Below are 11210 nucleotides of genomic sequence, written 5' to 3'. Positions count from 1 at the left end.
TCCTACCGCCTTTCCGGCGAAGTCATGCTATAGCCATTCTCCAAGCTCGTTCTACAGAGCCATTCTAAAGCCATTCCTACAAGACATTCTAACGCCTATCCTGCGAAGTGAGTTGCGATTACAGAAAGCGAGGTTTTTACGCGAGCAACTAGAAAACTTGGGCTAAACTGCACCCGAGACAGCTGGACGAGCAACAGGACGTTGCTCGCCGCCTAGAGAGCCATGGAAGGCGATTTAGGTGGGTATCCTGCCTCTTTCATCAAGCAGTTTAGCCCTTAGTTTTCTTTGCGAGCGTAGTTTCCGAGCGCCTGTAACGCAACTCCACTTGCACGACTTTTCTCCCAAGGAAACGTTTGCACATGTTAACTTGTTCCCTACGAAAGCTTGCAAATGACCCCATAGCAAGGCCAGAGCAAAGCGCAGCACAGCAAAAGCCATTCTATCGCTCATACTTCGGCCGATATTTAAGCCACCCTCGCGTAAACGAGCGATGAATCCACGGATACGTTATAGGCACAAGAACCGCGTTATAAACTGAGACGCCGAGGACCAAGCGCAACGCATCATCGAAGGCCCAGCGGGCCCCTACGACTATATTCAAAAGAGCGATGACGCCTTCTCCCACAAACGTAACCAAAAATACCAAGAGGGCTATCAAGAAAAAGTTTTCCCGATACCATCGCTGGGAGAGCCAAACAGTAAGCAGGGCAACCATCGTTAAGGTTAAGGCGTACATTCCAAAATGCCTGCCCAAATAAAAGTCTGCTAATATACCTGCTCCTAATCCCCATAAGGCACCCGGCAACATCCGATGATGTAAAGCCATATAAATGGTAAAGAGCAGCAATAGGTCCGGCTTAATCCCACCCCAGGACAAAAAATAGAAGACGGTTCCTGGCAGAATTAAGCTAAAAAGGAGCATAACGACAATGAGGATATTCCGCCGCATCGTTATTGCCCCCCTGTCTTTCTTACAATATAAACTTCCTCTAAAGAATCAAAATCCACAAAAGGCGAAATATAGGCTGTTTTCAACAGGCCAGAGCCATCCAATTGTATCTGTTCCACTTTACCCACAGGAATATCTTTGGGATATACTCCTCCCATACCGGAAGTCAACACTAAATCACCAACATTGACATTATCATCGCGACGCAATAGCATCTGAAGATTACCTTCAACTTCTAGTCGGGTGGTTCGTTTATAAGTTCCTTCAACAATACCAAAGGTTGGGGATCCGGTACTTCCCCGCACCGAGGCACTGACTTGTCCTTCACTATCTGTGATCAAAAGGACCTCTGAAGTGGTCGGCGTCACGGAGACAATCTTGCCGACCAAGCCTAAAGCAACGATGACCGGATCATTCACAGCCACCCCGTCTTTAGACCCACGGTTGATGTTCAAAGTTTGATACCATGCGGTAGGATTACGATTAATAATACTGGCACCGATCTTCGAATATTTATCTATGTTAGGGCTGTTGAACATCTGTTGATCCAGTTCATTATAGCGTAACCCAGCCAAAACCTGCTCTTTCAGCTTAAGATTATCCCCTGTCAGCTGCTCTACTGTAGCTTTTAATTCCTCATTTTCCCTTCGTACTTCATCAAAATTCCAAAAAACGCGAGTGTTCTCTTTGAAGCTGTTTCCCGCGTTCAGAATAACATTCTGTACTGGGCTGTGGACACGCTGCAATACCCCACCGATTGGGTTAGGAAATTGGCTTCCCAGTCCAGTTAAGCGAATACTCACAAGCACACCTAACACGAGGAAGAAAACGAGAACCATGATTCCCGTTGCATTCACTCTTTTTCGCACCAGGCCTTCCTCCCCGCCTTCAAGTGATTCTAGACAAGTCAACTAGGCCCGCAAAGCAGGCAAGTTTCCTATGTCCAGGGGTCTAGCAGCCGTTATCTCCCACTTATAGTAGATGGGAGTCTTACGGCTGATAGTCATCGGACAAACTCTAGCTTTTTTGCAATGCAGCAATTCTACGGAAAATATCCTCGTTCTCTAAAACCTTTCCCGTCCCAAGGGCAACACAAGAAAGGGGGTCCTCAGCTAGATGTACCGGCATCCCCGTTTCATCCGCAAGGAGCTTGTCCAGATTACGCAGTAGGGATCCTCCTCCTGCCATTACAATGCCACGGTCCATAATATCTGCTGCCAATTCCGGAGGAGTCTTTTCTAGGCAGGACTTTACACCTTCAACGATAGCCAACACAGGTTCCTGAAGAGCTTCTTGAATCTCTTCAGCCGTAATCTCAACGGTCTTCGGCAAGCCTGTCAGCAGATCCCTTCCGCGGACTTGATAGCGTTTATCCTTTTCAGCTTGATAAGCACAGCCGATTTCCATTTTGATATCCTCAGCCGTGCGATAACCCACCATTAAGTTATAACGACGTTTGATATGAGCTACAATGGCATCATCCATCTCATCACCGGCAATGCGGATGGAACGGCTTGTAACGATCCCGCCCAAGGAAATGACTGCAACCTCCGTGGTCCCGCCACCGATATCCACAATCATATTTCCCGTAGGCTCACTCACCGGAAGCCCTGCACCAATAGCAGCAGCCATAGGCTCTTCCATGATAATCGGATCCTTAGCACCTGCCGCTAAGGCTGCTTCCTTAACTGCACGTTCTTCAACTGGGGTCACACCGGAAGGCACACAGATGACCACTCGTGGACGAGCAAAAGGAGATTCCGTGCCCAAGGCTCTGGAAATAAAATATTTCAGCATTTTCTGAGTTACATTAAAATCCGAAATAACGCCATCCTTTAAGGGGCGGATCGCCACAATATTGCCCGGGGTCCGTCCGATCATTTCCTTCGCTTTATCTCCTACAGCCAAAGGTGTTTTCTTTTCTGTATCAATCGCAACCACAGAAGGCTCATTGCAAACGATTCCCTTGCCCTTCATATGGACCAGCGTGTTAGCAGTACCTAAATCAATTCCTAAATCCTTGCCAAAAAACATTGGATATTCCCCTTCCGTTTTTACGATATCTATGTCCTAGGAAATAATACGAAATCCATAAGTTCTTTCAGGGGCTTACCCCTTAGCCGAAATCTGCTACTTGTCCGAGGGGTTAGGTCCTTCCCCTATAATATCCCTCGTTCTTTCAAGCTTATGTACCGATTATCTCCAATAATTACGTGATCAAGGACTTCTATGCCCAAAATTTGTCCGCCATCGGATAACCGCCGGGTCACATCAAGGTCTTCCCGACTGGGTGATGGATCACCGCTGGGATGGTTATGCAAAAGAATAATCGCATTGGAATTACGCCGAATAGCTTCTTTGAAGCACTCCCGAGGATGTACCAGGGAAGAATTTAGAGACCCCACTGAAATGGAGCTAATTCCCAAAACATGATTCTTGGTGGATAGACTAACCACTCGAAAATGCTCTCGATCCAGATAGCGCATTTCTTCCATGACCAGATGCGCGATATCTTGAGGAGAATTGATAACGGGCCGAACCAGAGGGTCGGAGGAAACCGAACGCCGTCCCAGCTCCAAGGCCGCTTTGAGCTCGGCTGCTTTAGCATTTCCCATACCATGCAGCTGGGTCAATTCATGAACTGTCAAGCGAGCCAACCCAGATAATCCTCCTGCTTGAGTCAATATCCGTTCAGCAAAATCTAAGACATTCTCTCCCTTTAGGCCGGTCCTCAGCAAAATTGCCAAAATCTCACGGTTAGAGAGAGCCTCAGGCCCACATTGAAACAAGCGTTCACGAGGTAGCAATTCCTCAGGAAGATCCTTCAACCGGCGATAATCCATCCTTCACCTCATGTAGGGCGATATCTTCATGCTCAATCCCCCACACGCTGAGTCTTGCCTTGACATATTCCATGGGTAAACCAATCACATTGCTTAAGGATCCCCGATAATAATCCACTAAAAGAGCACCAAGACCTTGGATACCATATGCACCCGCTTTGTCCATAGGCTCCCCTGAGTCAATATATTCGAGGATTTCTTGATGAGTCAGGTAACGAAAAAAGACCGCTGTCCTTACCGCACCGTGCTCTTGGCGGCCTGCCCCATTAATGAGTGCCACCCCGGTGTATACTTCATGCTCTCGTCCACTTAAAGCAGTGAGCATTTCCTCTGCTTCCTTTTCATCCTTAGGCTTGCCTAGAATTCGGCCTCCTAAAGCAACAATCGTATCGGCTCCGAGAACTACATCCTCGCGACTTCCACCTATATCTAACCAATTCTTCAATCCTGCCTGTGCTTTGCGCAAAGCCAGTTGTTTTACAGCTGAATCAGGGGAAATACCTTGGGAGAGCTCTTCAGAAACATCTGCAGCTACCCGAGTAAAGGAAAATCCCCCTTCTTTCAGGAGCATCCCTCGACGCGGAGAAGCTGAAGCCAGTACGAGCATTTTACCACTTCCTAGCTAGATAATAACCACCGAGAGCACCTAATATGGTTGCAATAGTGATGTTTAAACGGAAGCCAAAGGAGAAAGACATAAAAAAGAAGTCCAGATAGGTATGAGAAGGAAAATCGATGACCGCCGGGCGCAAAAAAGGTGCTAAAAAGCTAAATTTCTCCAGCCCATAACCCATTAAAGTGCCTATAGCAGCTCCTGACAGAATAAGGAGAATCGTGCGACCCATCCCCGAATTATTTCGCCCTGCCGGCATATTCTTCCCCCTTTCAACCATAGAAATGTAGCCAGGGCATGTTGCTCCTGGCTAATTTTTCGACACTTTTTAGTTTAGCACCTCCATAACCAATTCGCAAGAGGCCCTTCCTCGTAAAAATATAAACTTACTATTAATTTCATCCATAATAAGCTTTACAAAATCACATCTGCTACGTGCGGCTCCCCTTAAGCAACTCCGAGCCGCTGATTCCCGGTTTTGTCATTTCAAAGGGATTCAAAATCACTTCCAGTTCTTCAGCCGTTAGCACCCCTTTTTCGAGAACAATTTCCCTCACAGGCCGACCTGTAATAATCGCCTCTTTGGCAATTCGTGATGCTACTTCATAGCCCACATGAGGATTGATTGCTGTCACCACGCCCACGCTATTTTCTACTAGGTTACGACAGCGTTCCACATTGGCAACTATACCGACCACACAACGCTCGTTAAAGACTTTGATGACATTTCGCAGTATATCTAAGGATTGGAGCAGATTAAAGACCACCACCGGCTCCATCACATTCAGTTCCAGCTGTCCCGCCCCACAGGCTAAGGCAATAGTAAAATCATTACCTTGGACCTGGAAGGCAACCTGATTGACCACTTCAGCCATCACCGGATTAACTTTTCCTGGCATAATAGAAGAGCCAGGCTGCATGGCCGGTAGGGTAATCTCTCCAAAGCCCGTTCTTGGTCCGGAAGCCATTAGCCTTAAATCATTAGCGATTTTGGAAAGGTTAACAGCCAAAGTCTTTAGAGCTCCCGATACCTCCATAAAGGCATCCGTGTTCTGGGTGGCATCGACTAAATTTTCCGCCCTGCGGAGCGGCAAACCTGTGATTTCTCTCAAAAGATCAGAAACCTTCTCAATATACACCGGGTCAGCATTTAAACCAGTTCCTACAGCCGTTGCTCCCATATTGACAATCAACAAGGATTGAGAAGCCCCCTCGATGCGCCGAATATCTCGCCCCAACATTTGCGTATAGGCCGCAAACTCCTGACCTAAGCGTATGGGGACCGCGTCTTGAAGGTGAGTTCTTCCCATCTTAATGACTCCATCAAACTCTTGAGCCTTGCTCGCCAAGGTGGCTTGCAATTCCTTGAGGGCCATGAGCAAATCGTCAGCCACATTTAAACAAGCGATGCGAATAGCTGTAGGAAAAACATCGTTTGTGCTTTGGGCCATATTGACATGGACGTTTGGATGCACACGTGAATAATCTCCTTTTGTTCCACCAAGAATCTCAATGGCCCGATTGGCGATAACCTCATTAGCATTCATATTATAGGAGGTTCCTGCCCCCCCTTGGATAACATCCACCACGAAATAATCATCGAACCTTCCTTCTGCAACCTCCATAGCAGCACTGACTACTGCCGCTCCGACGTCACGGGACATTGAGCCAATCTCCATGTTTGCCCTCGCCGTTGCAGCCTTAACTAATCCTAAAGCACGTATGAGTTCATGATGTGGGCGATATCCCGTGATCGGGAAGTTCTCTCTAGCCCTCAGGGTTTGAATGCCATAATAGACGTTATCCGGGACATCCATCATGCCGAGTAGATCCTTTTCTTTACGCATAATAACTCCTCATCATTCTATATACTTCCTTTTTGCACACAAAGTGATTTTGCTTCCTCTTAGTCATCCACAATATCCTAGGATGCAAAAAAGCAAGACAATAGTTTGTCTTACTTTTCTTCAAATCTCTGCTTTTTATACTGTTTATAAACGATGGGCGCCCACATTAAAGGTTAATACTTCGAAATTAACAGCTAAGTCCACATTTCTAAGCTCGACTTCTGGGGGAACATTTAACACTACAGGTGCAAAATTGAGAATCGCCTGCACTCCGGCGCGGACGAGTTTATCCGCGATCTCTTGAGCAGCGGCAGAAGGCACAGCGATGATGCCAATTTGCGTCTTGTTATTCTTTGCAACTTCTTCGATATTATCAATGCACATGACTTCGACACCATGATATTTAAGCCCAATCTTCATAGGATCATTATCATAGATACTGGTGATAATAAATCCGCGCTCACGGAAACCTTTGTATGTAGTCAGGGCTAAACCTAAGTTACCCATACCCACGAGACAAACGCTCCAATCCTGGCTTAAGCCAAGTATTTTCAGAATATGGCGGTGCAAATCTTTTACATTATAGCCCACACCACGAGTTCCAAATTCACCAAAGTATGCTAAATCCTTACGCACTTGAGCTGGACTTACGCCAACACCTTCAGCAATTTCACCTGATGATATTGTGACAATCCCCTTGCGATCTACATCTGTTAAATGTCTTGAATAAACAGAAAGACGAATAATTGTAGCTTCTGGGATTTTAAGTGTTTTCATTAATGTAATCCCCCGTTTCTTATTTCTTGAAAGTAAGTTCATTATATCACTAAGTTCATAGGTAAACAAATTTTAACAATGCTAATTTCAAATAATTCGCATCAAATAATTTTATTCAACTTTTTAGAACTTCAATAGCACTCAGGTATTCTCCATAAAGGCGCAAGGACATAATCTTTCTCATATCGACTGGCAGTGTCCTCTCCGCCTTGATCATCGATAGGGATGCTTCATGCAAATTCGTCAACCCATGCGAAGTAGTCAGCATTAGATTTTCAAATTGAGGAAGGATACTTTCCCGGGTGGCATAAGGTGTATTTAGATAGGTATTGACACCCTTTAAAATCTCAGCCGTCTTCTTTGCTCCTGTGCCCCGAATCTGAAAGGCACGTTCAGGATTAATCATCAGTTTTGGAACAGTAACCATTCCACCCTCTTTCAGCAATTCTTGAATCCCAAGTAATTCATCCTTCGCATAAGCAAAGCCTATTGCTACCACAAAAGGATCTTTAGAGATAACCTGGGCATCCCACCCTAATTGTTGTAGTCGTTCCTTTTCCTTGTTAGCATTTTTTTCAGAATTGAATACTCCCATCTGACAAGTCCAGAATTCAATTTTATCCAAAGTCAAAAGGAATCTTTCTCTTTCTGAAGTGCTAGGCGAGGTTGAATGTGTGTCCTTGGGTTGTGTGACTAACTTAACATAAGTATAACCAAAATAATAAGTCGTCCATACAAACAAGATAATAGCAAAAACCCCGAAAAACTTAATAATCCAACGATTACATTTATTCATACTATCACCCTCTCATTTTGCTGTCAACTTCTTCCTAATCCAAAATCGCGATTAAAGTCAGATTTAACAAAACTTTCACATTTCGGACAACCTGAAGCTAATATCAATTTATGTGCTAGATAAGCCGTTCATGTCAATAAATAAAATGAGTAGAGCCACAATACAAATGAGAAAAGGAACCGAAAACGGTTCCTTTCAGTGAGCTTAAAAGCATCTTATACTCTTCTTGCGTTTCTTACAAAATAACACTAATGAGTTTATAGAAAAGGAATGATGTGATCGCTGTCGTTGGAATCGTAACCACCCAGGCTACAAGCATTTGCTGAGCTACACCCCAGCGCACAGCAGAGATCCGTTTAGCGCTCCCCACACCCATAATCGAGCCCGATACCACATGAGTCGTGGACACAGGTAAATGTAGCCCGGGGAAAGCTGTCGCAGTCCAGATTACAATTGAAGAAGTCAAGTCTGCCGCAAAGCCATTGATCGGCTCTAATTTGAATATCTTACCACCCATGGTCCGAATGATTTTCCATCCACCCGCAGCTGTACCTAAGGCCATCGCTAAAGCACAGGCCATTTTTACCCATAAGGCCGGATCGAGATTAGATGGGTCTTGCAGACCAGACGCCACAAGGGCCATCGTAATAATACCCATAGACTTTTGTGCGTCATTGGAGCCATGATTAAAAGCTAACAGTCCCGCAGAAAGCATTTGCATCTTGCGAAAACCCTGATTGACTTTAGAAGGAGCAAAGTTACCAAAAATGAAATAGAGTATCTTCATAATAATAAAACCTAGAATAATACCGACAATCGGAGATATAAGTAAAGCAGCAACAATTTTCAGGATACCTTGAACCTGAAGGACATCAAAACCAAGTTTAGAGACGGCGGCTCCAATCATTCCACCGATAATAGCGTGAGAGGAACTGCTAGGAATGCCAAAATACCAGGTCAATAAGTTCCAAAATATCGCTCCAATCAAAGCAGCGATAACAATTTCTTGAGTCACAAATTTAGGATTAACAATATCCTTGGCTATCGTTTGAGCCACCCCTGTGCTGACCAACGCACCAGTAAAATTTAGTATTGCCGCAATAATAACTGCTCGCTTCGGAGTGAGCGCGCGTGTTGAAACACTCGTCGCAATGGCGTTAGCCGTATCATGAAATCCATTGATGTAGTCAAAAGCCAGTGCGAAAAATACGACGAGAATCAGTAACGCACTGGAACTAATCATACTTCAATACAACTCCTTTAAGGAGATCAGCGATTTCCTCACATTGATCTAGGGTATTTTCTAAATGTTCAAGAATCTCTTTCCACTTAATAATTTCAATCGCATCTTTTTCATGTTCAAACATCCGTCCCACTTCTTGACGGTATAAGCTATCTCCTACAGCCTCAAGACGATACACTTCTTCAGTTGCAGCAAGAATCTCACTCCGTTTAAAGTGAATGCTATTTAAGCAACAGAAGGCTGTTTTGAGCTGTTCCACAGCTTTAACTATGGTACGTACAAGTTCCTGAGCACCCATGGAAGGCTTTTTAGTATGATAGAGAGACATACGCTCCGCCGCTCCTTGACTTAAATCCACAATATCGTCAAGGTTTTGGGCAAGCGTATAGATATCTTCGCGGTCCAATGGGGTGATAAGGGTTGAATTCAAACGGTCCACAATCTCTGTCGTTATTTTATCTGCTCGGTGCTCTAGATCATGCATCATCTCAGCCTCTTCAGCAGACACGGAATTCTGGCAGATTAACCCCTCAAGTTTCTTTGCTGTTATACAGGCTAATTCTGCGCTCTCCCTAAATAAAGTGTAAAACTTGTCTTCTTTTGTAGATAGACCAAACATTAACTAACCTCCAGTCGTTATTGTAACGATATCTTGTAGTATTGTAGCAAATTTTGTAGCCGCTAATGTTAAGTTTATGTTAATTTTTTTAACAAAATTTAACTAATCGTTAGTGGTAATCACTATTAGTGTGCTTGCCGCAATAGTTCTAATAAGGCCTGTCGAGCGTCAGCAATCATGTAGAGAGAACCGGTTACGCAAAGCATATCTTCCATGGCCAAGCGCGAAAAGGCCTCCTGCATTGCCTCACGGGGCTCCTCAATGATGGTGACCGGCTTACCCTTTTCTTCTATTAAATGGGCTAAATACTGCCAATCACCAGCCCGAGGTGAATTGGGTTTCGTCACGATAACCTCATCCGCTAATGGTGCGAGGAGATTCACGACCTTCTCTCGTTCTTTATCTCCTAACATACCCATACATAAAATCAACCGCTGCCGTTGAAAAATCGTTAAAGCTTTCGTCAATGCCTCGGCTCCATCTACATTGTGTGCACCATCTAAAAGAATCTTAGGTTTAAGGGAAAGCAATTCCAAACGACCTGGCCAGAGAGTCTTATAGAGTCCCTGATAAACATTTTTTCGCTCAAGGCCGATTCCGTATTCTGATTTCAGCACTTCGCACACGGTCACCGCAGTAGCGGCGTTTACTACTTGATGTTCGCCAACTAGACGTAAACGCAGTTTACTATACACCCCGCGCAGCCCAACGAGATCAAATTCCTGTTCTAACTCCCCGCTCCAACGTGTCTCCCAGCTAACATCCTCACCCACCACCCAAAGGGGGGACCCTACAGCCTTGGCTTTTTCGCGGATTACATTTAAGGCCTCTGGGCGATGCGTCGCAGTTACTGTAATGGCTCCAGCTTTAATAATTCCTGCTTTGACTTGAGCGATCTCTTCATAAGTCTCACCAAGGTAGTTCATATGATCCATACCTACATTGGTAATGACGGAAATCAGAGGCTTAACCACATTGGTGGAGTCAATAGCCCCCCCTAGTCCTACCTCGAGAACCACAAAGTCCACCTTTTGCTCTGCAAAATACTTAAGAGCCATGGCCGTATTGACCTCAAACTCGGTAGGATGCTCTACACCTTGCCGCACAAGATCCTCTAGATGAGGGCGAAGCATTTGAATCAGCTTGATAACATCTCCTTTCGGAATCATTTTACCATTAATGGTAATCCGCTCACGATAATCGTGAAGATGGGGAGAAGTAAACACTCCTACCCTATATCCGGCATCTTCAAGGATTTCGGCAATCATCATGCTGGTCGACCCTTTGCCATTGGTTCCGCCGATGTGAATAATTTTCAAATGTTCTTCAGGGTTACCCAACCGTTTTAAAAGTTCCTCAATACGACCGAGGCCAAAGTTCATACCAAATTTCGTAAGGTTAACAAGATACTCCTGCGCTTCCTCATATTCAAGCTCTAAGGAGGACACCTCCTGCGAATTATCTTGATTTGATTGCTCGCTTAGCTCCGAAGTTTCTTTATCCTTCACCTTATGCTCCTCCTT

The 11210-nt window shown here is 45.0% G+C and carries 13 protein-coding genes; all 13 read right to left on the bottom strand.

Features of this window, described 5'->3' with window-relative positions; all coding sequences use genetic code 11:
* Nucleotides 1–234: 234 nt before the first annotated feature.
* The 13 genes from AAC978_RS01980 to AAC978_RS01920 all read right to left on the bottom strand — a co-directional run bounded on the left by AAC978_RS01980 (nt 235) and on the right by AAC978_RS01920 (nt 11195).
* Complete coding sequence (locus tag AAC978_RS01980; protein WP_341546276.1) at nt 235–450, bottom strand: hypothetical protein; 216 nt, start codon at nt 448–450, stop codon at nt 235–237.
* Complete coding sequence (gene mreD / locus AAC978_RS01975; protein WP_341546275.1) at nt 440–949, bottom strand: rod shape-determining protein MreD; 510 nt, start codon at nt 947–949, stop codon at nt 440–442. The genes AAC978_RS01980 and mreD overlap by 11 nt, the downstream gene beginning before the upstream one ends.
* Before the next feature lie 2 nt (nt 950–951).
* Nucleotides 952–1818, bottom strand: a complete 867-nt coding sequence (gene mreC / locus AAC978_RS01970; RefSeq protein WP_341546274.1) for a rod shape-determining protein MreC — start codon at nt 1816–1818, stop codon at nt 952–954.
* Nucleotides 1819–1966: 148 nt separating this feature from the next.
* Nucleotides 1967–2983: a rod shape-determining protein gene (locus AAC978_RS01965; RefSeq protein WP_341546273.1), complete on the bottom strand. Its 1017-nt coding sequence runs from the start codon at nt 2981–2983 to the stop codon at nt 1967–1969.
* A 125-nt stretch (nt 2984–3108) separates the two neighbouring features.
* Complete coding sequence (radC, locus tag AAC978_RS01960) at nt 3109–3792, bottom strand: RadC family protein (RefSeq protein WP_341546272.1); 684 nt, start codon at nt 3790–3792, stop codon at nt 3109–3111.
* On the bottom strand, nt 3761–4399 hold the full coding sequence (locus AAC978_RS01955) for a Maf family protein (protein WP_341546271.1): 639 nt from the start codon (nt 4397–4399) through the stop codon (nt 3761–3763). Before AAC978_RS01955 ends, radC begins: the two co-directional genes overlap by 32 nt.
* Nucleotide 4400: 1 nt before the next feature.
* Nucleotides 4401–4664, bottom strand: coding sequence for a DUF4321 domain-containing protein (locus tag AAC978_RS01950; RefSeq protein ID WP_341546270.1), 264 nt, complete (start codon nt 4662–4664; stop codon nt 4401–4403).
* 172 nt (nt 4665–4836) lie between these two features.
* Complete coding sequence (locus tag AAC978_RS01945) at nt 4837–6252, bottom strand: aspartate ammonia-lyase (protein WP_341546269.1); 1416 nt, start codon at nt 6250–6252, stop codon at nt 4837–4839.
* A 144-nt stretch (nt 6253–6396) separates the two neighbouring features.
* On the bottom strand, nt 6397–7029 hold the full coding sequence (locus AAC978_RS01940) for a redox-sensing transcriptional repressor Rex (RefSeq protein WP_341546268.1): 633 nt from the start codon (nt 7027–7029) through the stop codon (nt 6397–6399).
* Between the two features lie 115 nt (nt 7030–7144).
* The gene (locus tag AAC978_RS01935; protein WP_341546267.1) at nt 7145–7825 is read right to left on the bottom strand and encodes an SPOR domain-containing protein; all 681 of its coding nucleotides are present in this window, start codon (nt 7823–7825) and stop codon (nt 7145–7147) included.
* A 235-nt stretch (nt 7826–8060) separates the two neighbouring features.
* Nucleotides 8061–9068 (bottom strand): inorganic phosphate transporter, encoded by a 1008-nt coding sequence (locus AAC978_RS01930; RefSeq protein ID WP_341546266.1) that lies wholly within the window; start codon nt 9066–9068, stop codon nt 8061–8063.
* On the bottom strand, nt 9061–9687 hold the full coding sequence (locus tag AAC978_RS01925) for a DUF47 domain-containing protein (protein ID WP_341546265.1): 627 nt from the start codon (nt 9685–9687) through the stop codon (nt 9061–9063). The genes AAC978_RS01930 and AAC978_RS01925 overlap by 8 nt, the downstream gene beginning before the upstream one ends.
* Nucleotides 9688–9812: 125 nt before the next feature.
* Nucleotides 9813–11195 (bottom strand): bifunctional folylpolyglutamate synthase/dihydrofolate synthase, encoded by a 1383-nt coding sequence (locus AAC978_RS01920; protein WP_341546264.1) that lies wholly within the window; start codon nt 11193–11195, stop codon nt 9813–9815.
* Nucleotides 11196–11210: the final 15 nt, after the last annotated feature.

This window comes from Desulfitobacterium sp. THU1 (genome assembly GCF_038181555.1).
Lineage (GTDB): Bacteria > Bacillota > Desulfitobacteriia > Desulfitobacteriales > Desulfitobacteriaceae > Desulfitobacterium.
Note: the sequence above shows the minus strand (reverse complement) of the source record. Positions and strands in the feature narration are given on the sequence as shown.